The following is a 21,935-nucleotide window of genomic DNA, read 5'->3' on the forward strand; positions in this document are numbered from 1 at the left end:
TCATCACGGCAGCTTGACCGTCACTAACTGATTGTCTAATAAACGTGCACGGCCCAACCAAGCCGCAACCAAAATCACCAAATCCTGCTGATTCCCATTGAAAGTTGCAGATTCAGCATCTGTCTCTAAAGAATCGAGCTGAGCCGTTTTAACTTCTAAATAATCAATCTTAAAACCCGCCTCAGCGATGCGTGCCCGTGTCTCTGTTAATAAAGGCGCAAGCCCTTGTTTGAGATGCTGACCCTGCATTAACTGCTCAGCTAAGCGTAGCAATTCTTTATGCAGCACAGGAGCAACATTACGCTCAGCTTCAGTTAGATACTGATTGCGCGAAGATAATGCTAAACCATCAGCAGCACGTACGATAGGCGCGCCGATTATTTCAATCGGATAACTTAAATCACGCACAATTTGCTGGATAATTGCCAATTGCTGATAGTCTTTTTGGCCAAATACGGCCACCTCAGGCTGGACAATATTAAAGAGCTTAGAGACAACGATACCGACACCATCAAAGTGATTGGGGCGCGATTGACCACATAGCTGGGTGGTAATTTCTCCCGCTCGGACTGACGTTGGTGGCGGTAATACTGGATACATCTCATCAATGCTTGGGGCAAATACATAATCAGCACCAACAGTAGCAAGCTTGGCGACATCTGCATCTAAGGTGCGTGGATAGCTGTCAAAATCTTCACCGACGCCAAATTGGGTAGGATTGACAAAGATACTCACCACGACAATATCAGCATGCTGCTTGGCAAGCTTTACCAGCTCAAGATGACCGTCATGTAGATTGCCCATGGTTGGTACTAACGCAATACGCTGCTGGCTATCTTGCTGACCACGATAAGGGTTTAAGGCGGCGCGCAGGGTTGAGATATGATGATGAATAATTGGCATGGTAAATACTCTTATCCTGATAGCTTGTTCTACTGATAATCGTCAAAACACTAAACTTAAAGTACTAAATTCAAAATACTAAGCACCAAATTCAAAGTTTTAAATTAAAGACCACTAGCTAAATTGGTGCTGCTCAGTCGGAAAACTGCCATCGCGTACCGCTTGTTGATACAAGGCAAATGCGCCTTCAATACTACGCTCGCTATTACGCTCATCGGTTAAAAAGTCATGAACAAAGCGCGGCACACGACCGTGCACCATACCAAGCATGTCATGCATGACTAAGACTTGACCATCAGTATCGGCACCAGCGCCAATACCAATTACCGGCACGGCAACCGCTTGAGTCACAGCTTTTGCAAGTTCAGCAGGTACGCATTCTAGTACCAAAAGTGCCGCACCGGCAGCAACCACCGCTTTGGCATCAGCAAGCAGCTTATCCGCCGCTGCATCACCGCGCCCTTGGATTTTATAACCGCCAAAGACATTAACCGATTGTGGGGTTAAGCCAAGATGTACGCAAGTGGGCGTACCTGCTTGTGCTAATGTCGTGACTAAATCACAAAGCTCACTACCGCCTTCAATCTTAATCACATGCGCACCCGCCTGCATCAGTTTTCGGCTATTGGCAACCGCTTCTGGGAGCGTCACATAACTCATAAACGGCAAGTCGGCTAAAATCAGCGCATGCTTATTACTACGAGCAATATTGGCCGTATGATAAGCCATATCATCGACGCTGACCGGTAAGGTTGAATCATGACCTTGCACCACCATGCCCAGACTATCACCAATCAATATCGTATCGATTTGTGCTTTATCCATCATGCGCGCAAACATCGCGTCATAGCAGGTCAGACAGGTAAATTTGGTGCCGTCTTTTTTAAATTTATTTAAAGTCGATAACGTCGTCATATCATCCTCAATGCTTTCAATCATCAATACGTTTAACAATCAATGACTGGAAATGCTGCTAAATGCCAATTTTCTGCTACTTTTTAGTAGTTAATAAGTCTATTTAACGATTAATGCATCCATCATCTGATAGCAACTTTAACCCTGTCCAATCGTTACTCAGCGGATAATCCGTGATTGGCTTGCCTGCAATAATCAACTCTGCTGCTAACTCTCGTAGCGGTATCAAAACAAAATTACGTTCAGGCAAGCCAGCATGCGGTATGGTTAATTGCGGCTCTGCTATTTGCGCGTCACCATATAATAAAATATCGACATCAAGGCTACGCTCGCCCCAACGGCGCAGACGGGCGCGTTTGGCTTGTTGCTCTAGCGTTTGGCAAAAAGCAAGCAGCTCAAACGCAGTCAAAGTGGTCTCAAAACCTGCGACCGCATTGATGAAATCAGGTTGGTCTTGCGGTCCCATCGGTGCTGAAGCATAGATTGAAGACACCCGTACCGCGCGTATCTGCTCGTGCTTTTGCATAGTGGCAACGGCTTGCTGCAGATGCTCGACAGGTGAACCTAACTCATTTGTCAGATTACTACCTAAGCCCACATAGCAGGTAACCCAAGTTACATCGCCATGGCTCTCATTGTCATCGTTAGCATCAAAGTGCGTGTTCATAGTTATCACTTTACTCTATTGTCCGCTCATAAGCTTAAACGTTATTAACGCTTGGCTGACGGCGGCGACGCTTCGATGGTACAGGGCCTTTTTGCTCATTCATTTTACTAGCAGCTGTTTGATGCTTAGCTGACTGACTTTGACTGGTCTGGCGCTTAGTATCTTGACTGGTTTTAGTAGGTTTTGCTGCTGAAGCTTTGGTTGCCTTCTTAGCCTTACTTTCAACGTCACTAGTTTCAGTTTTACTAACAGCTTCAGTCGCTAGCTTCGGCGCTTTTTTTGCGTATCTCGCCGATTTCTGCGCTTTGTTATCGACTGCTTTAGCCTCTACTACACTATTGCTATCAGCTGAGCTATTTCCATTGTCATTTTCTACAACAGTAGGCTGACGACGGCGACGCTTATGCGGTATCGGCTCGTTATTCATACTGACAAGCGCCGGTGTTCTGGCTACCGTGCGCGTAGCATACTCTGTCGTATGCGCTTTAGTAGAAGCTGAGTCAGTACTAACATTGACATCAGCTTGCTTTAGTTTTGCATGATGCTTTGCTTCTTGATTGCCAGACTGCTCTTTAGGCGCTGCGTTGTCAGTAACGGTGTTTTTTTCTACAAACGCTTGGCTAGCCGGTTTAGATTTAGAAGGCGACTTAGATGACGATTGCGACTGTGCATCACTTGGCAATTGCTTGCGTAATGGCGGTACAACCTTCTCGTGCTCTATGACAAACAACGGTGCAGGCTTGGCATTGTGGCGTTTAGTTGCCGCTTGATGACCTATGTTAGCAAGTGATAACTGCTGCAATTGGGCAAGCTCATTATTATCTTGTGTCGCTTGCTGCTTATCATAGCTATTATTACGACCATTCTCATTACGACCGACATTGCTGCTACTATTACTGACACTGTTATTAGCATGCTGAGCCGACTGACTGGCAGCGCGGCGGCGGCGTGATGGCACGTTTGAGGCATCATTAACCACTTGCTTGCTATGACCATTGCCGCTTACTTTATCTTGCTGATCGTTTTCTATGTGATTCACCTTGCCATTATCGTTCGAGGTTTGCTGTTTTTGACGATTACGTCCGCGACCGCGCTGCGCTTGCTTATAAGCACCGCGACGAATATTTTCATCAAAGTCATCAATCGCTTGTTGCTGCTGCTGTTCGGTCAAGGTTTGATAGTTGTGCCACCACTCGCCCATACCATTGGTCGATTCTGATAGCGGATGTTCGGCATCGCCGCACTGCTCACGCAATAACAAGAAATCAAAACCGGCGCGGAAACGTGGGTGCTCAGACAGCTGGACAATTTGTTTACTACGTGGGGCGGCCAATTTTGGCTGCAATATCCAGATATCACGAATAAACTGTTCAGCGAATTTTGGAATGGCGGTTTTGATACGCTGACGGTCGATGACTTTGCCCGCTGCATGCATTTGTGCATCGGCAAAAGGCATATTGCGCTTTTTGGCTTTTTCTAATTGATGTAGATAGTTTTCCCACAGCAACGCGGCATAAAAGAAGGCAGGGTTAATGCTTTTGCCAGCGCCGATACGTTTGTCGGTATTAATAGCGACTTGCTTAACTAAAGCACTTGGCTCAGCAGGTGGGTAAATGATTAAACTATCAATCGCGCCAGACTCAAACAATAACGGCAATAATGGCACTAAATAGCCACCAGTAAACATCTTTTGCGTTTCATCATATAGACGATGCGGAGAGATTTGCTCAAGTAGCGCCCAATTACCATCATGGAACTGTGCGGCCAATTCGCTATCAAAATCAAAGCCCAACTTGGCTTTAAAACGTAAGGCGCGCAGCAATCTGACCGGATCTTCTTCGATACGAGTCGGCGCATTACCTAACAGGCGAATAATTTTATTATCAATATCTTCAAGTGCACCGCAAAAATCATGCACCACGCCTTTAAGCGGTTGATAATAAAGGGCATTGATAGAAAAGTCGCGACGGGCAAAGTCTTGTTTGATATCGCCCCAGACATTGTCGCGCAGAATCATACCATCTTGATTGGTATTTGAATCATTAAGCGGTGGTCCACGGAAAGTAGCCACTTCGATAAGCTCGCGCCCAGAGTAGACATGCGCCAATTGAAAACGGCGACCGATAATACGGCAGCGCTTGCCAAAGACGTCTTTAATCTCATGGGGCTTAGCATCAGTGACCGCATCGAAGTCTTTTGGACGCAGGCCTAGCAAGGTGTCGCGCACGCCGCCACCGACGATATAGGCATCAAACCCAGCTCGGGTTAGGGTTGCAATCACTTCGGTAATGGAATTTGGTAATTCAGATTTATTCAGTTCTAACTGCTTGGCGGCACGCTCGGCCATGCATCTACTCCTCGCCTTTATTCTTAACCACCCCTGACGAACACAGCGTCTATCAGGCGGATGTACCTGCTAGTTTAACAAATTTTGGCCATGGTGGGTGTGTTATGACATTTACTTACATGCTATTTTGTCAATATTGGGGTTAATTAATACAAAATATCCTGATTAATACCGTGATTAATCCTGCACGCTTAAACGTCTGCGATTCTTCTCAACGGTTTTTGCACCGATGCCTTTTACCTTGGTTAATTCATCAACGCTCTTAAAGCCGCCAAACATCTCACGATATAAAATAATCGCCTGCGCTTTACTGCTGCCAACACCGTCTAATGCCACCAGCTCGGCTTCGGTCGCTCGATTGATATTAATACTGGTCTGCGTACGCGCTTGGCTTTGCGCTGCTTCTTGCGTTAAGAGATAATTATAAGCACTTTGGGGGTTATCAAAACAAGGCGCGGCAAAGACAGGATGAGATAGCATAGCCATGATAGAAACTATGCCTACTAAAAAAATGGCTGCATTTTTAAATAGATTAGCATGCTGCCATTTGATAAACGAGTATTTAGTAAACAAGCTTTTATTAGTCGCGTTCATGCTGTTTCGCCGCTTCCCATAACGCATCCATCTCATTAATATCGCTATCTTCTAAACGCTTGCCAGCGGCAGCTAACTGGTCTTCAATATAGCCAAAACGCGATTTAAATTTATGCACACAGGTTAAAGTTGCAGTTTCAGCGTCGAGGTTTAGTTTACGCGCCACATTGACCAGCGCAAACATGCAATCGCCAAGCTCCTTTTCAATCTCTCTGATATTGGTTTTGATTTCAACTTGGAGCTTATCTAAAATCTCGGCCTTTAGCTCGGCAATTTCTTCATCGAGTTTATCAAATGCGCCGCTGACGCCTTCCCAATCAAAACCCAGTTTTGACGCCTGTTTTTGTACATCCTGCGCCTGCATCAGCGCACTACCTGCTTTGGTATTGTCCAAACGACGCTGTGGTTTACCACGTGCAGCGCGCACTTGTTGCTCCTCCGCCTTAATCTCATCCCAACGTTCTTTTACCGCGGCTTCATCTTGTAGCGTTTCTGCTTCAAACACATGCGGATGCCGGCGAATCAGCTTTTCTTGCAAAGTGGTAATCACATCACTCATATCAAAGCGCCCTTGTTCAGCGTACATCTGACAATGAAACACCACTTGCAATAATACATCACCAAGCTCACCTTTGATGTCTTCATCATCATCACTTTGTACCGCCTCGCCAAGCTCATAGGCTTCTTCAATCGCATAAGGAATGAGACTATGGTTGCTTTGTTTTTTATCCCACGGACAATCTGCTCGCAGCCGTGCCATTAAGGACAACAAATCCGCCAACTCGCCACTTGCTTCTGGCGTTCCTTGTACCGGTGTAGGCGCTGTTATTTTATTTTCTAAGCTATTCATAAAAAACACTCTTATATTTTTATTGGTTATTCAATAGAACCCTATTAAGTTTATAACGATTTTGTCGTTAGTGTAGCATTGAACACTGATTAGCTTATAATTGGGTAACCTACTTAATTATCATCTCACTGCTTAAACGCAAGGATTTTATCGTTATGCCCACATCCGATACGAATAATGCCAGCTATGCGACTCAAACCCAGTTCGCACCGATTAAAATTGATTCATTTAAAGCTTACGATATCCGCGGCGAGCTTGGTGTCAATCTCGATGAAGCTATCGCCTACCGTATCGGCCGTGCCTTTGCGCAAATTTTATTCGAGCGTTATAACAGTGCCGATAATGATGCTACCGCTGAACTGAAAAACTTAAAACCAGCTATCGTTATCGGTAGCGATATCCGCCATTCAAGTGAGCAGTTAAAACAATCAACAATCAAAGGTATGCTAGATGCTGGCGTCGATGTAATTGATTTGGGAATGACAGGTACAGAAGAGGTCTACTTTGCCACCAGCTACTATCAAGCGTTGGGCGGTATCGAAGTCACTGCCAGTCATAATCCGATTAACTATAATGGCTTAAAATTGGTCAAAGAGCACTCAAAACCGATTAGCGCCGATGATGGTTTGGCAGAGATTCAAGCATTGGCAGAATCGGGGCAATTTACCACTGCTAACACCTTAGGCAACCTACAATTATTGACGGATAAAAGCGCCTATATCAATCATGTCATGACTTTCATCGATACTGATAAATTAAAACCACTTAAGCTGGTTATAAATTCAGGCAATGGCAGCGCCGGTCCCGTGGTTGATTTATTAATCGAAAAGTTAGCACAAGCTGGCGCACCGATTGAAGTGATTAAATTGCATCATGCCCCTGACGGCAGTTTTCCTAATGGCATCCCCAATCCGATGATTTTGGCTAATAGAGCCGCCACCCAGCAAGCGGTGTTAGAAAATAAAGCCGACCTTGGGATTGCCTTTGATGGCGATTTTGACCGCTGCTTTTTATTCGATGAATACGGCGAATTTATCGATGGTAGCTATGTCGTTGGGATGCTGGCGCAAGCATTTTTAAATAAGTATGCAGGCGAGTCGATTGTTTATGATCCACGGGTAATTTATAACACCGAAGCCGTCATCCATGAGCATAATGGTAAGGCGGTTATTAGTAAATCTGGGCACTCATTTATCAAGCAGGTGATGCGTGATTCTGGCGCGGTTTATGGTGGCGAGATGTCCGCGCATCATTATTTCCGCGATTTTTTCTACTGCGATAGCGGTATGATTCCTTGGCTGCTGACCATTGAGCTATTATCGATTACCGGTAAAACCTTGTCAGAATTGGTCAGCGGTTATATTGCAGCCTATCCAAGCTCAGGTGAGCTGAACTTTCATCTGACCACGTATGATGCGCAGACGATTATTAAGGCAATTGAAGATAAGTTTAGTACCGAAAAGCCAACTAAATCGATGCTCGATGGTTTGAGTTTAAACTTTGGCGAATGGCGTTTTAACTTACGCGCCTCAAATACTGAACCATTAATTCGGTTAAATATTGAAAGTCGCGGTGATGAAGATTTACTACGGACCAAAACCCAAGCCATTCAACAATGGCTTGCCAGTAAAGGTGCGGTACCTGCTTAAATAGCTGCTGTGCTGAATAAAGACATTCTAAACTTATAAAAATAAAAAAAGCGCCGATTAATATAAAAATTAACCGGCGCTTTTATTTAGCTTTAGTCTAATAGCTATTTGTCTACTGAGCTTATTTTATACCTGATAGAAACCCTTACTTGGCGCGACCAATTCCCATATAGTCGCCGACTAGACCATCTATCTGCGTTCGCGACAAGGCATTTTGCGCATCAAATATGGGCATCGCTTGCTCATTAAGCTTGGCAATATCTAGTCGATTTTCTGGCAACCAGCTGATAATAAAGATTGCCTGCGCCTCATTAAGCTGTTGATACGGATTGTTTATCAATTCAAGCAATGGCTGCTGCTTATAAAGGGCGGCAAGCTCCGTTTGCGCTTTATCACTATAAACCAACGTGCGAATATTATAAGACCATAATAATGCTAATAATGGGTGAATCGCTGATTCTGCCGTCCGTCCCGAGCCCGCTTTATAACTACCGCCCCAAATCATGACCGTTTTATTATCGATAAAACCGTCAAAATATTGCCAAAACTTACGGAAGATCAGCTCTTTTTGGTCTTCATTAATATGGATAACCGATTGCAATAGCGGCATGGCTAGGCTCTGCGCTTGACTCGATTGCTGCAGCTGAAGCAATTCCGTCGGTAGTGTATTACCACCAAAGCCCCAGCCCGCTTGCAAGTAGCTACTGCCCACACGCTCATCGAGTCCCATAATGTGACTGACCTGCTGGATATCAACCTGATGACTATCAGCCAAGCGCGACATCTCATTCATAAAGCTAACTCGCGTTGCCAGCATCGCCATGATGCTACTACGGGCAAATTCTATCGTCGCAATATCGGCATGATGCGTTGCACGCGCATGCTGCATTAATGGTTGGAGCATATGTAGATGATAGCTGCTGTTTGGCGTTTTTTCACCGAGTAACCATAACGACGGATTCAACATCGAGCTATAGGCATCACCGTCTTTTAAAAATACGAAGGGTAGATAATATACCCAAGCGCGCTGCAAACGTTTAGATAATGCGGCAACCGCACCTAACTGCTTAATACCACTCATGATGAGCGGTAATGCTTGCTGATGACTATGATTAAAGGCGGTAATCCAACTGTCTTCTAGCCATACCGCGCTAATACTATCTAAAAACAGCCAATATAGCGCAACTGATTTTTTCTCATCATTATCATTCGCCACTTCATAACGCTGTATTAACTCATCAGCACTCTTTGGTAGCGCATAGCTTATAATCTGTTGCTGCTGATCATACATCTGCCAAAGCGCTTGCAGATGATGCTCAAAACCATATTGTTGTAACTGCTGCGCCAATATATCTTTATCGGCATAGAGATGAACCGCATGACCGAGACTTGCCAGCACCACAGCACTGGTAATCGCTTCAATACTATGACCGACAAGGACACAAACGTTAGTATTTATCGCCGTATTATTAAACGAATTGGGGGCAGGTTTATGCTTATGTGTATCTATGGCATCAGCGCTCATGAGTTTACCTTTGATTATTGATAAATTAGCAGCATGAATAAATTAACAGCAGGCACTCTTAAGAGAACCGCTTAATATGCTGTAGTAGCTGATTGGTAGAGCTATCAAATTGCTCACCACCCTCTTGCTGCATGGCGGTATGCACTGACTCCGCCATCTGCTTACCCATCTCGACGCCCCATTGGTCAAACGGATTGATATCCCAAATACTGGCCATCACATAAACCTTATGCTCATAAAGCGCGATTAATGCCCCCAAACTATGCGGGGTCAGCTCGTCAATCAGTAAAGTCGTTGACGGCTGATTACCGCGGTAGTATTTATACTTATCAGCATCAGAAGCGATTTGTATATCAGCATCAGCAATAGCCGCATTACCAAAAGCCAGTACCCGACTTTGCGCTAGACAGTTAGCTAAAGACAATTCATGCTGCTGTTGTAGCGAGGCATTGGTCGCTTTATCACTATAACGACGCACGCAGGCGATAAAATCACAAGAGACTTGCTGCGTCCCTTGATGCAAGAGCTGATAAAAAGCATGCTGCGCGTTTGAACCAATCTCACCCCACAAAATCGGACAAGTATCGTAGTCTAATCGCTCACCATGCAGCGTCACCGATTTACCATTACTTTCCATTTCAAGCTGGGTCAAGTAGCTTGGCAAATACTCTAAACGCCCATCATAAGGCAATACCGTATGAGCATTAACGTGTAAAAAGGTACTGTTCCAAACGGCAAGCAAACCTAATAATACTGGTAAGTTTTCTGCAAAATCCGCTTGCGCGAAATGCTCATCCATACTATGAGCGCCTGCTAATAATGCTTTAAAGCCATCGATACCAATACGAATGGCAATAGCCAATCCAATCGCTGACCATAAAGAAAAACGGCCACCAACCCATTCCCAAAGCTGCAATTGGTGCTCAGGATGAATACCCCACGCGCTCATTTTCTCGCTGTTGGCTGAAATACCGATAAAATGGCGACGTAATACACTGTCCTCCGTACCCGCACGCAGTTTTGCAGTTGCAAGCAGCCATGAAAGCGCGGTTTTGGCATTGGATAGCGTATCAACGGTACCAAAAGATTTAGAGGAGATAATAAATAAGGTAGTTTCAGGATTTAAGTGCTTCAGCAAATTATCAAGCTGCGTGCCGTCCATATTGGAGACAAAATGCACTTCAATAGCAGTATCTGCCCACTCATCAAGCGCAGTGGTCGCCATCAGCGGACCCAAATCAGAACCACCAACGCCGATATTAACTACATCGGTAATTGCCTTGCCGGAAAATCCACGCCACGTACCACTGCGTACACGCTCGGACAATCTGGCAACTTGTGCCAAGCTCTGATGCACATCAGCCACAACATCTTGCGTACCAACTTGCAGTTTCGCGGTAACTGGTAAGCGCAGCGCCGTATGCAAAGCAGCGCGTTCTTCACTGGTGTTTACCATCGCGCCTTGTAACAAAGATTGGATACGGCCTGATAATTCACAACTATCCGCCAAATTTAATAAATTTTCTAGCACAGCATCATTAATACACTGCTTGCTATAATCCATATATAGCGCGCCAGCTTGCGTGCTAAAACGGCTCGTACGTTCAGCATCTTGGGTAAATAGTTTGTCGAGCGACCACGGCTGTGCCGCTAACGCTTGTAACTGCTGCCAGTACTTAGAGCTGCGCGCGCTGCTATAGCGATTATTGCCTTTTATATCGTTCATGCACTACTCTTCATCCGCTAATTGCTGCTGAGCGAAATAAATAAACGCCTGCATATAAGAGCGCATATCACCGGCATCATAACTGGTACCGCGCATCGTCGTGACATTGACGCCATATTGACTAATCAAGGCATCGATAGCATCGGTCAGTTGAATCTCACCGCCAACCGACGCTTTGGTATTGGCCAGATAGTCAAAAATATGGTTGCTAAAAACATAGCGCCCAACGACGGCCAGTTTTGAGGGTGCATCTTCTAAATTCGGTTTTTCTACAAAACCGGCAACCTTAAAGCTCGTATTTGCATCTGCTTTATTATCTATATCGTGCGCACCGTTATCAGATTCACTTAACTGAGCGATACCGTATTTATGCACATCTTCATCGGCGACAGTATCAACCAATATCTGTGAGTGCTTATCTTTAGCAAAGGACTCAATCATAAAGGCTAAATTGTCAGCAGTCATATCGGTGGTAAAGGGATCAAGCACCACATCGGGCAGCAGTACCGCAAAGTCATTCATACCTATAATTGGTCGCGCGGCAAGTACCGCATGCCCTAAACCTAACGGTTTACCTTGGCGTATCATTGATACCGTTACATCATCTGGTAGCCAATTTAAGCTATCGGCTAGCTCATCTTTACCTTTCGCTCTAAGCTGATTATCCAGCTCAGCATTGATATCAAAGTAATTTTCAATAGCACTTTTTTGCGCATGACCAACCAATACAATATGCTTGATGCCAGCTGCGATTGCTTCTTCAACGACATAATGAATGGCAGGACGATTGCCTAATGGCAATAGCTCTTTTGGTACGGATTTAGATAATGGCAACATACGGGTGCCAAAGCCTGCAACTGGAATAACGGCATGGGTAATTTTTTTCATAATTTTAAACTGTGTTAAAAGGTGTGAGAGAAAGGCTAGGTTTAAAGATATTTTTTATGCAATCTAAGCGATGTTATATCCATTCGGATTCATACTCTGCCAACGCCAGGTATCTTGACACATCTCATTGATAGACAGTTTCGCCTCCCAGCCTAATAATTCTTTCGCTTTATCAGCACTTGCATAGCAGCTGGCAATATCTCCTGCACGGCGAGCATCGAATTGATAGAGAATATCTTGGCCGGATACTTTAGAAAATGCAGTTACCAACTCTAACACTGAAGTGCCTTTGCCCGTTCCTAGATTAATAGGTAAGAAACCTATTGAGCTGTATTTATCTTGACCTACTTGTTTCTGTAAATAATTAAGCGCAGCAACATGCCCTTGGGCAAGGTCAGTGACATGGATAAAGTCGCGTACCCCCGTACCATCGACGGTAGGATAATCATTACCAAAGATACTAAGCTTTTCAAGCTTACCTACTGCAACTTGGGAGATATAAGGCATCAAATTATTAGGAATATCATTTGGATCTTCGCCAATCTGTCCTGATGGATGCGCACCTACGGGATTAAAGTATCTAAGCGGAATAAGATTCCAGCCATCATTAGTTGCCGCTAATTCTTCTAAAATATGCTCGACCGTAAGCTTGCTTTGCCCATAAGGATTGGTGCAAGAACGTGGCGATGTCTCATCAATAGGCAGTACTTCAGGATCACCATAAACAGTCGCAGACGATGAAAAAACGAGGTTTTTAACGTTTGCTTCTGCCATGGCTTCCAATAAAGTAATGGTGCCGCTGACATTATTATTATAATACAGTAATGGTTTGGCCACGGATTCACCAACGGCTTTTAACCCCGCAAAATGAATCACACCAAAAAACTCATGTTTTGTAAATACTTGTCTGAGTAACTCAGTATCGCGAATATCGCCTTCGATAAACTCAATAGGCTGACCAATGAGAGTAGAGACGCGATTGATCGCTTCACGGCTACTATTGGATAGATTATCATATACCACGATATCATAGCCTGCTTGATGCAACGCTATACAAGTGTGTGAGCCGATATATCCAGCGCCGCCCGTAACCAATATCTTGTTTTTCATAATTTCTACATTTTAGTCAATGAAAAGGTATTGTTAGAATAAAAAAAGACACCCCATTGTAGGGGTGCCTTGTATTTTTTTCAACGATGTTTCGGTATTAGATTATCGATTAATACCTAAATTACCAACCAGTAACTTCTTTGAGCTTGTCACCGATTTTTGATGGATCGCGAGTATAAGCAATACCGGCGTCTTCAAAGGCTTTAAATTTCTCTTCAGCAGTACCTTGACCACCAGAGATAATCGCACCAGCATGACCCATACGCTTACCGGCAGGCGCGGTAACACCAGCGATATAACCAACAACTGGCTTAGTCACGTGCTCTTTGATATAAGCAGCTGCTTCTTCTTCAGCCGTACCACCAATTTCACCGATTAAGATGATAGCTTCAGTTTGTGGATCGTCTTGGAACAGTTTTAATGCGTCAATCTGATTCATACCAGGGATAGGATCGCCACCGATACCGATACAAGTTGACTGACCAAAGCCAAGCTTAGTAGTCTGTGCAACTGCTTCATAAGTCAAGGTACCAGAGCGTGAGATGATACCCACTTTACCTGGTAGATGGATATGACCTGGCATGATACCGATTTTGCACTGACCTGGAGTGATAACGCCTGGGCAGTTTGGACCAACCATACGTACGCCGTCTGCTTCTTCGATGTAACGCTTAGCTTTTAGCATATCGATAGTCGGTACGCCTTCAGTGATCACAACGATCAATTTTACGCCGGCATCGACCGCTTCAACGATAGAATCTAGTACAAATGGTGCAGGTACGTAGATAACTGATGCGTCAGCTTGGGTCGCTTCCATCGCTTCCGCCATGGTGTTAAATACTGGCAGACCTAGGTGCGTTTGACCGCCTTTACCTGGAGTTACGCCGCCAACAACTTTAGTGCCGTATTCAATCGCTTGTTCAGAGTGGAATGTACCGTTCTTACCGGTAAAACCTTGTACCAATACTTTGGTATCTTTATCAATTAATACACTCATTATTTTTTCCTTATTCGGTTGTCTTGCAATGGCAGTTTGCTAGCTCATCTGTCGTTAAATGTTAACGATTGATATTCATACTAAAAACTGCCATCACGCTTTGACTATAATGCTTAATCGTTTTTTAGGCGCCTATTAATAAAATAGCACTTATTTTAACGACTTATATTAAAGACTTACGCTTTAACCGCATCGACAATTTTTTGCGCCGCGTCTGCTAGGCCTTGGGCTGAAGTCAATTTCAGACCAGATTCTTCTAGAATCTGTAAGCCCAATTCAGCGTTATTACCTTCTAGACGTACGACCACAGGTACTTTTACGTCGACTTCTTTAACCGCAGCGATAATGGCTTCTGCAATCATGTCACAACGTACGATACCGCCAAAGATGTTGATTAGAACACCCTCAACACTGCTGTCTTCTAAAATGATTTTGAACGCTTCAACAACGCGATCTTTGGTTGCACCGCCGCCAACGTCCAAGAAGTTAGCAGGTTTGCCGCCATACAGTTTGATGATGTCCATGGTCGCCATTGCAAGACCAGCACCGTTGACCATACAACCGATGTTACCTTCTAGGGCAACATAGTTTAGGTCAAATTCAGCCGCTTTAAGCTCACGCTCGTTTTCTTGCGTTTTGTCTTGTAGCGCAGCGATTTTAGGCAAACGATATAGGGCGTTTGAGTCGATACCAATTTTGCCATCGACACAAACGATTTCGCCATTTTCGCGAACCGCTAATGGGTTAATCTCTAGTAACGCAAAATCATTGTCAATGAATGCTTGATAAGCACCGCTCATCAGTTTTACAAACTGGTTGATTTGCTTGCCTTCAAGACCCAGTTTAAATGCCACTTCACGTGCTTGGTAAGGCATTAAACCGACTAATGGATCAACGCTTACTTTAAATATTTTTTCTGGGGTTTCGCTTGCTACTTCTTCGATATCAACGCCGCCTTCGGTTGATGCCATAAAAGTCACGCGACGCGTAGAACGATCAACGACAGCGCCAAGATATAGCTCAGTTTGTACTGGGTACATATCTTCTGCAACCAATACAAAGTTTACTGGTTGGCCGTCAGCGTCAGTCTGGAATGTAACCAGATTGGTACCGATAAGCGCTTCAGCAACTTGCTTAGCTTCTTCACGAGTCTTAACCAATTTAACACCGCCCGCTTTACCACGGCCGCCAGCATGTACTTGCGCTTTGATAACCGCAATGTCTGTAGGCGTTTTATCAAAAGCAGCGGCAGCTTCGTCGCCGTTATAGGCGATGATGCCTTCTTGAATGGGCAAACCGTAGCTTTTTAATAGCTCTTTTGCTTGATACTCATGTAAATTCATTGATTGTATCCTTTATTTTTTACAATTAATAAAAAGTGAAATCAAGTGCGTAGAAGAATATATCTGAGCACTTATGATGGTAGCGATCACTATCTCAATAATGATAGCGGTCGCCCCATCCGGTTAAACTTGATATTTACTTAAATTGTCTTAGCTTTAACTTTTTTAGCTTTAACTTTCTTAGCTTTAATCATCTTAACTTTAAAAGCTACTTACGCTTTTTACGCTGGATGGCGTGAATCGCGCGACCATCTGCAGAAAGAGCCGCTTCGTGAACCGCTTCAGAAATGGTTGGATGCGCAAAGGTCATTAACTGCAAGTCTTCGATACTAGAAACAAATTCCATCGCAATCATACCTTGATGGACGATATCACCAGCACCAGCAGAGATAGCATGCATACCTAGTAGACGGTCTGTTTTAGCATCAGCAACGACTTTGATAGAGCCTTGTGCTTCACTTTGCGCAAGCGCACGGCCGTTAGCTGCTAGGTTAAATGAACCGGTTTTCACTTCATAACCCGCTTCAGTCGCTGCTTGTTCAGTTAAACCAACCCATGCGATTTCTGGATGGGTATAAATGACGTTAATGATAGTGTCATAGTTAACTTGTGCTTTTTCGCCATGAATGCGCTCAACCGCCATCATGCCTTCTTCCATTGCTTTATGCGCAAGCATAGGGCCACGGACCAAGTCACCGATAGCGTAAACGCCATCAAGGTTGGTTTTACATTGGTCATCGACATCGATTAGACCGCGTTCAGTCAAGGTGATACCGCTATCTGCGCCCAATAGTTTTTCAGAGTAGGCACGGCGGCCAACACAAACGATTAGCTTATCAAAGCTTTCCTCGCTCGACTCGCCTTTAGCTTCGCTAGTAACGACAACTTGGTCGCCTTTCACTTCAGCATTGGTCACTTTGGTATCGACACGGATATCAAGGCCTTGCTTCTTCAGCATTTTGCCCGCTTCTTTAGCAATGTCTTTGTCAGCGGCGGCTAAGAAACTTGGTAGCGCTTCATAAACAACCACTTCTGAGCCCAAACGACGCCATACTGAACCTAGCTCTAGACCGATAACACCGGCACCAATCACGCCTAAACGCTTAGGTACTTCAGTGAAATCAAGCGCGCCCGTAGAATCAACGATGCGATCGCCATCAGTTTTTGCCACAGGAATATCGATAGGAACCGAACCTGCTGCAAGAATCACGTTTTTAGCCGTGATAATGGTTTCGCTATCGTCAGCAAGGGCGGTAAATTTAACTTTTTTGTCCGCGCCTTTACCATCTTCCAACGTGCCCCAGCCTTGTAGCCAGTCAACGCCATTACCTTTTAACAATGCCGCAACGCCGCCGGTCAATTGCTTAACGATGCCTTCTTTACGGGCAATCATTTGCTCGATATCGATAGCAACGTCGCCGGTGCTGATACCATGTTCAGCAAGGTCATGCTTTGTCGCTTCATAACGGTGTGATGAGTCAAGCAAGGCTTTTGATGGGATACAACCGACGTTTAAGCAAGTACCGCCAAGCGCTGGCTCGCCTTTATAAACGCGTTTTTCGATACAAGCAACGCTCATACCCAGTTGGCCTGCACGAATAGCGGCTTCATAACCACCAGGACCGCCGCCGATGACGACTAGATCATAATTGTCTTTCATAGTACGTTCCTATTTCTCATTCTAATTTCATTTAGGATTTGAATGATTAATTAAGCTCATGATAAATAAATGCACATTTTATTCTGTCGTTAATACACGCTAAGAACAAAGGTTTATCCAGCATTTATCAATAAACCACAATCACCTATTCCAAAGTTAAAAAGCTTGTATCAGTGGTTACCGATACAAGCTCATAGGCTTAAAGGTCTAATAGCAACATGGTTGGATCTTCGACCAACTCTTTGATAGTTACTAAGAACTGCACTGCCTCTTTACCATCAATCATACGGTGGTCATAAGAAAGTGCTAAGTACATCATTGGTAAAATTTCAACTTTACCATCGACTGCCATCGGACGATCATTGATAGCATGCATACCTAAGATAGCGGTTTGTGGTGGATTCAAGATTGGCGTTGACATGAGTGAACCAAATACGCCGCCGTTTGAGATAGTGAACGTACCACCAGTCATCTCATCTAGACCAAGCTTACCTTTTTGTGCTTTACCACCCAATTCACGAATCTTAGCTTCAACATCAGCCATGCTCATGCGGTCAGCATCACGTAGTACAGGAACAACCAAACCACGATCTGAAGATACGGCAACACCGATATCATAGTAGCCATGATAAACGATATCATCACCATCTAGTGAGGCGTTAACCGCTGGGAAGCGTTTCAATGCTTCAGTCGCCGCTTTTACGAACAATGACATAAAGCCTAAACGTACGCCGTGACGCTTTTCAAACTGCTCTTTATATTTAGCACGCATGTCCATCAACGGTTTCATGTTGACTTCGTTAAACGTGGTTAGCATCGCTGTTTCTTGCGAAGCAGCTAACAGACGATTGGCAACTGTTTTACGTAGGCGTGTCATTGGTACGCGTTTTTCAGTACGCTCACCTGTTGACTCCGCGACTGGACGACCGCTATCAGATTTGATAGAGCTGTCAGCTTTTAGCGTTGGGTTCGCCATATCGGTTTTGGTCACACGACCGCCGCGGCCACTGCCTTCGACGTCTTTAGGATCAACGCCAGACTCTTTCGCTGCTTTACGTACCGCAGGGCTTTGATCTTTATGATCGGCTTCGTCTTTTTTATCTGTCGCTTGCACTGGCTCGCCGCCATCAGTACCTTGCTTCGCTTGTACTGGCGCTGCTGGCTGGTCTGGATCAACTGCAGGAGCATCACCTTTATCAGCGCTACCACTATCTGTACTACCGCTGGCACCTGCTTCAAATTCTGCGATTAACTCGTCAGACAAAACAGTATCGTCAACTTGCTTAACGATTTTAGTTACAACACCATTATCAGGTGCAACAACTTCTAATACCACTTTATCAGTTTCGATTTCAGCCAATAAATCATCACGGCTAACTTCTTGACCTTCAGTGACATGCCATTCCACGATGGTGCCGTCGGCAACCGATTCTGGAAACACGGGGGCTTTAATTTCAGCCATCGATATACTCCTTAGATGTTGATATTACTATTTATTATTAAGTCGTGATAAGCAGTCAGTACCGTTTTAAATTGTCTTGCTGAAATGGTCATACCGAGTACGGACTGTTATCGCCTGATTCATGTATCTTGAATAATCTGTTACGTAAACGAGTCGCTATTTAGACAGCTCATCCACACTGATGCCAAGGCTACCAGCAATCAAATCTTGTTGCTGCTTGACATGCAGTTTTGCCGAACCTGTCGCTGGTGCTGCACTAGCAGGACGCGCCACTGGCTCCATGACTTTCGCCTTGGTTGGGTGCGGCACGACAATGCGGAACATGTGCGGCGCTAAATAATACCAAGCACCTTGGTTCAATGGCTCTTCTTGCGTCCAAACGATTTCAGCCAAATTGCTATATTTTTCAATTTCAGCAATTAAACGTTTCTCTGGCAATGGATAAAGCTGCTCAATACGCACAATCGCAACATGGTCAAGACCTAACGCACGGCGCTGCTCTAGCAAGTCATAATAAACTTTACCGCCACATAGCACCATACGAGTCACGTTGTCCGGATTTTGCTGATCCATCTCTGGCAATACCGTTTCAAACTTACCGTTTGCCAACTCTTCAAGGTTTGATGTCGCAAGCTTATGACGTAGCAAACTCTTCGGTGACATAACGATCAACGGCTTACGAATCGGACGTACCGCTTGACGGCGTAGCGCATGATAAATTTGCGCTGGCGTCGTTGGCGTAATGACTTGCATGTTGTCTTCAGCACATAGCTGCAAGAAGCGCTCAAGACGAGCAGATGAATGCTCAGGACCTTGACCTTCATAGCCGTGTGGTAACAACATGGTTAGACCACAAACACGCTGCCATTTGGTCTCGCCACTTGAGATAAATTGGTCAATAACCACTTGTGCGCCGTTGACGAAATCACCGAACTGCGCTTCCCAAACGATTAGGGCGTTTGGCACAGTCGTTGCGTAGCCATATTCAAAGGCCAATACCGCTTCTTCTGACAATAATGAGTTGTATGTTGCAAAACGCGCTTGTTTTTCACTGATATGTGACAGTGGGACATACATGCTGCCGTCATTAACGTTATAGATTTCACTATGGCGATGCGAGAACGTACCACGGCCAACGTCTTCACCAGTAATACGAACCAATACCCCATCATGATCAACCAATGATGCATAAGCCAAAGTTTCAGCTGCGCCCCAGTTAAGAGGCTCTTCACCGGTTTGCATGGCTAAGCGCTGCTCGACCATTTTTTGTACTTGGCGTTGCAGCTTGTAGCCTTCTGGCATCTCGGCCATACGGCGACCATAACCTTTTAGTATTTCGATATCGACACTGGTATCCCAGTCATCAACCAAGTCATGACCCAAATAAGGTTTCCAATCGACAAACAGCTCTTCGTTAGGCTGGCTAACTAAAGAGTTGGCAACATAATCACCACGGTCTAAGGATTCACGATATTCATCTTCGTAGCGTTTTTCATCTTCTTGGTTAAGCAGACCTTCTTCAATCAGCTTTTGCGCATAGATAGTACGTGTCGTTGGTAGCTTCTTAATAACGGCATACATCAATGGCTGAGTTGCTGATGGCTCATCGGCTTCGTTATGACCGTTACGACGGTAGCAGAACAAGTCAATGATAATGTCTTTATCAAACTCATGACGGTAATCTAATGCCAATTGAGCGGCAAATACGACTGACTCAGGATCATCACCGTTTACGTGCAAGATAGGTGCATGCACCATTTTTGCCACGTCAGTACAATATTCCGTTGAACGCGCATCTTCTTGACGGCTGGTGGTGAAACCAACTTGGTTATTGATAACAATATGAACCGTACCGCCCGTGGTATAAGCACGAGTCTGTGACATCTGGAAGGTTTCTTGTACCACACCTTGACCAGCAAAAGCAGCGTCACCATGGATAACGATTGGCAGTACTGAATTACCAGTTTTATTGTCTTGTAATGGCTGATCGTTACGACGAACTTGACGGGCGCGTACCGACCCTTGCAGTACAGGGGCAACAATCTCAAGATGCGATGGGTTAAACGCCAATGCTAAATGCACCTCACCACCTGGCGTCATCACGTTCGATGAAAAACCGTTATGGTATTTAACATCGCCTGAGCCTTTTTCTGGCTGTACTTTACCATCGAATTCATCGAACAAATCGGCAGGGTTTTTACCCAAGATATTAACCAGTAAGTTCAAGCGTCCACGGTGAGCCATACCAATGACCATCTCTTTGGTGCCATAACCGCCAGCACGTTGGATGATTTCATTGATAGCAGGGATAAAGCTCTCGCCGCCTTCTAGACCAAAACGCTTAACGCCCGTATATTTACGAGCCAAGTATTTCTCTAAGCCTTCAGCAGCAGTCAGACGCTCAAGAATTGATAAACGTTTTTCTTTATCAAACTCGATGTAACCTAAATTGGTCTCTAGATATTTTTCCATCCAGCGTTTTTCTGTGCTGGTGGTCACGTGCATATACTCGACACCCATGTAACGACAGTAAACGCGCTCCATGATTTCGATAATTTCACGTAACGTCGCTTCATCCTTACCAATATTTAAATCATTGGTTGGGAATACCGTATCAAGGTCAGCTTCTGACAGGTTGTGATAAGCAAGGGTTAAATCTTCCACTTCTGCACGTGGATGTAGTTCTAAGGGATCAAGCTTAGCGCGGCGATGACCACGGCGACGGTACGCTGAAATCAGCTGCTGCACGCCCATTTGTTTCGGGTCAGCACAGTTACCTGGATCGTTAGCGGTGGCGCCAGACGTATCAGCACTCACTTTATTAGCAGTCTGATTACGTGCTAACAATAAGAACTGGTCTTTAATCGCATTATGCGCGGCATCGTTTGGTGATTTGTATTGTTCAAAATACGCTTGCCAATCGCCATCAACGCTACTAGGATCTTCTAGATATTGCTCATAGAGCGCTTCGATGTAACTGGCATTATCAGCGGCCAGTTCAGTATGATCTACGCTCACTGCTTCTTTAGTTATACTATTCATAATAATCGTCTATTTGATAGATAAATGAATGGAATCGTGCTTATTATTGTGTCATGCGTTGTAGATTGGCGATATTTACCATCAGTTTTTAATACTTACTATTAGTTTTTAAAACTAAAGCGTTGACACCAAAAGCTATCTAACGATAAAAAAGCCTGATTGCAATACCAATCTTACAATTACAATTATTTGTGAACGGCCGGTTTTCTTAATCGTCTCGTTTCACAACATTAATTTATATATAATGCTGTCAGCTA

General features: G+C 44.6%; 16 protein-coding genes. 1 reads left to right on the forward strand and 15 read right to left on the reverse strand.

Annotation, left to right across the window (positions count from 1 at the left end):
* Nucleotides 1–3: 3 nt before the first annotated feature.
* The 6 genes from panC to mazG form a co-directional block, all read right to left on the reverse strand.
* Entirely contained in the window at nt 4–903 is a 900-nt protein-coding gene (gene panC / locus JMX50_RS08810; RefSeq protein WP_201629255.1) for a pantoate--beta-alanine ligase, read from the reverse strand.
* A 114-nt stretch (nt 904–1,017) separates the two neighbouring features.
* The gene (panB, locus tag JMX50_RS08815) at nt 1,018–1,818 is read right to left on the reverse strand and encodes a 3-methyl-2-oxobutanoate hydroxymethyltransferase (RefSeq protein WP_201564369.1); all 801 of its coding nucleotides are present in this window, start codon (nt 1,816–1,818) and stop codon (nt 1,018–1,020) included.
* A gap of 103 nt (nt 1,819–1,921) precedes the next feature.
* A complete protein-coding gene (gene folK / locus JMX50_RS08820; RefSeq protein WP_201629256.1) occupies nt 1,922–2,485 on the reverse strand; it encodes a 2-amino-4-hydroxy-6-hydroxymethyldihydropteridine diphosphokinase in 564 nt (187 codons plus the stop codon).
* Nucleotides 2,486–2,519: 34 nt separating this feature from the next.
* A complete protein-coding gene (gene pcnB / locus JMX50_RS08825; protein ID WP_201629257.1) occupies nt 2,520–4,832 on the reverse strand; it encodes a polynucleotide adenylyltransferase PcnB in 2,313 nt (770 codons plus the stop codon).
* Between the two features lie 177 nt (nt 4,833–5,009).
* Nucleotides 5,010–5,318 (reverse strand): ComEA family DNA-binding protein, encoded by a 309-nt coding sequence (locus tag JMX50_RS08830; RefSeq protein ID WP_265088593.1) that lies wholly within the window; start codon nt 5,316–5,318, stop codon nt 5,010–5,012.
* A gap of 94 nt (nt 5,319–5,412) precedes the next feature.
* A complete protein-coding gene (mazG, locus tag JMX50_RS08835) occupies nt 5,413–6,276 on the reverse strand; it encodes a nucleoside triphosphate pyrophosphohydrolase (RefSeq protein ID WP_201629259.1) in 864 nt (287 codons plus the stop codon).
* Between the two features lie 155 nt (nt 6,277–6,431).
* Between mazG and JMX50_RS08840 the strand changes: the two genes are divergently transcribed.
* Nucleotides 6,432–7,925 (forward strand): phosphomannomutase CpsG, encoded by a 1,494-nt coding sequence (locus tag JMX50_RS08840; RefSeq protein ID WP_201629260.1) that lies wholly within the window; start codon nt 6,432–6,434, stop codon nt 7,923–7,925.
* Between the two features lie 145 nt (nt 7,926–8,070).
* Here the strand turns inward: JMX50_RS08840 and JMX50_RS08845 are convergent, their stop codons facing one another.
* The 9 genes from JMX50_RS08845 to JMX50_RS08885 all read right to left on the reverse strand — a co-directional run bounded on the left by JMX50_RS08845 (nt 8,071) and on the right by JMX50_RS08885 (nt 21,678).
* Nucleotides 8,071–9,450 carry a UDP-glucose/GDP-mannose dehydrogenase family protein gene (locus JMX50_RS08845; RefSeq protein WP_201629261.1) on the reverse strand — a complete coding sequence of 460 codons (1,380 nt, stop codon included), beginning with the start codon at nt 9,448–9,450 and terminating at the stop codon, nt 8,071–8,073.
* 58 nt (nt 9,451–9,508) lie between these two features.
* Nucleotides 9,509–11,176, reverse strand: a complete 1,668-nt coding sequence (pgi, locus tag JMX50_RS08850) for a glucose-6-phosphate isomerase (protein WP_201629262.1) — start codon at nt 11,174–11,176, stop codon at nt 9,509–9,511.
* Between the two features lie 3 nt (nt 11,177–11,179).
* The gene (locus tag JMX50_RS08855) at nt 11,180–12,064 is read right to left on the reverse strand and encodes a UTP--glucose-1-phosphate uridylyltransferase (RefSeq protein ID WP_201629263.1); all 885 of its coding nucleotides are present in this window, start codon (nt 12,062–12,064) and stop codon (nt 11,180–11,182) included.
* Between the two features lie 63 nt (nt 12,065–12,127).
* The gene (gene galE, locus JMX50_RS08860; RefSeq protein WP_201629264.1) at nt 12,128–13,174 is read right to left on the reverse strand and encodes a UDP-glucose 4-epimerase GalE; all 1,047 of its coding nucleotides are present in this window, start codon (nt 13,172–13,174) and stop codon (nt 12,128–12,130) included.
* 121 nt (nt 13,175–13,295) lie between these two features.
* Nucleotides 13,296–14,171, reverse strand: coding sequence for a succinate--CoA ligase subunit alpha (gene sucD, locus JMX50_RS08865; RefSeq protein WP_201629265.1), 876 nt, complete (start codon nt 14,169–14,171; stop codon nt 13,296–13,298).
* Nucleotides 14,172–14,347: 176 nt separating this feature from the next.
* On the reverse strand, nt 14,348–15,514 hold the full coding sequence (sucC, locus tag JMX50_RS08870; RefSeq protein ID WP_201564349.1) for an ADP-forming succinate--CoA ligase subunit beta: 1,167 nt from the start codon (nt 15,512–15,514) through the stop codon (nt 14,348–14,350).
* A 208-nt stretch (nt 15,515–15,722) separates the two neighbouring features.
* Complete coding sequence (lpdA, locus tag JMX50_RS08875) at nt 15,723–17,174, reverse strand: dihydrolipoyl dehydrogenase (protein WP_201623865.1); 1,452 nt, start codon at nt 17,172–17,174, stop codon at nt 15,723–15,725.
* Nucleotides 17,175–17,373: 199 nt separating this feature from the next.
* A complete protein-coding gene (odhB, locus tag JMX50_RS08880) occupies nt 17,374–18,636 on the reverse strand; it encodes a 2-oxoglutarate dehydrogenase complex dihydrolipoyllysine-residue succinyltransferase (protein WP_201564345.1) in 1,263 nt (420 codons plus the stop codon).
* 156 nt (nt 18,637–18,792) lie between these two features.
* On the reverse strand, nt 18,793–21,678 hold the full coding sequence (locus JMX50_RS08885; RefSeq protein ID WP_201629266.1) for a 2-oxoglutarate dehydrogenase E1 component: 2,886 nt from the start codon (nt 21,676–21,678) through the stop codon (nt 18,793–18,795).
* Nucleotides 21,679–21,935: the final 257 nt, after the last annotated feature.

It is taken from the genome of Psychrobacter maritimus, from assembly GCF_904846345.1.
In the GTDB taxonomy this organism is placed as follows: Bacteria; Pseudomonadota; Gammaproteobacteria; order Pseudomonadales; family Moraxellaceae; genus Psychrobacter; species Psychrobacter maritimus.

Bases quoted from the DNA above. Each gene is read 5' to 3' on its own strand.
- lpdA (WP_201623865.1), bottom strand. From the start codon at position 17,174: ATGAAAGACAATTATGATCTAGTCGTCATCGGCGGCGGTCCTGGTGGT.
- panC (WP_201629255.1), bottom strand. From the start codon at position 903: ATGCCAATTATTCATCATCATATCTCAACCCTGCGCGCCGCCTTAAAC.
- galE (WP_201629264.1), bottom strand. From the start codon at position 13,174: ATGAAAAACAAGATATTGGTTACGGGCGGCGCTGGATATATCGGCTCA.
- JMX50_RS08845 (WP_201629261.1), bottom strand. From the start codon at position 9,450: ATGAGCGCTGATGCCATAGATACACATAAGCATAAACCTGCCCCCAAT.
- folK (WP_201629256.1), bottom strand. From the start codon at position 2,485: ATGAACACGCACTTTGATGCTAACGATGACAATGAGAGCCATGGCGAT.
- sucC (WP_201564349.1), bottom strand. From the start codon at position 15,514: ATGAATTTACATGAGTATCAAGCAAAAGAGCTATTAAAAAGCTACGGT.
- pgi (WP_201629262.1), bottom strand. From the start codon at position 11,176: ATGAACGATATAAAAGGCAATAATCGCTATAGCAGCGCGCGCAGCTCT.
- sucD (WP_201629265.1), bottom strand. From the start codon at position 14,171: ATGAGTGTATTAATTGATAAAGATACCAAAGTATTGGTACAAGGTTTT.
- JMX50_RS08855 (WP_201629263.1), bottom strand. From the start codon at position 12,064: ATGAAAAAAATTACCCATGCCGTTATTCCAGTTGCAGGCTTTGGCACC.
- pcnB (WP_201629257.1), bottom strand. From the start codon at position 4,832: ATGGCCGAGCGTGCCGCCAAGCAGTTAGAACTGAATAAATCTGAATTA.
- panB (WP_201564369.1), bottom strand. From the start codon at position 1,818: ATGACGACGTTATCGACTTTAAATAAATTTAAAAAAGACGGCACCAAA.
- mazG (WP_201629259.1), bottom strand. From the start codon at position 6,276: ATGAATAGCTTAGAAAATAAAATAACAGCGCCTACACCGGTACAAGGA.
- JMX50_RS08830 (WP_265088593.1), bottom strand. From the start codon at position 5,318: ATGGCTATGCTATCTCATCCTGTCTTTGCCGCGCCTTGTTTTGATAAC.
- JMX50_RS08840 (WP_201629260.1), top strand. From the start codon at position 6,432: ATGCCCACATCCGATACGAATAATGCCAGCTATGCGACTCAAACCCAG.
- odhB (WP_201564345.1), bottom strand. From the start codon at position 18,636: ATGGCTGAAATTAAAGCCCCCGTGTTTCCAGAATCGGTTGCCGACGGC.
- JMX50_RS08885 (WP_201629266.1), bottom strand. From the start codon at position 21,678: ATGAATAGTATAACTAAAGAAGCAGTGAGCGTAGATCATACTGAACTG.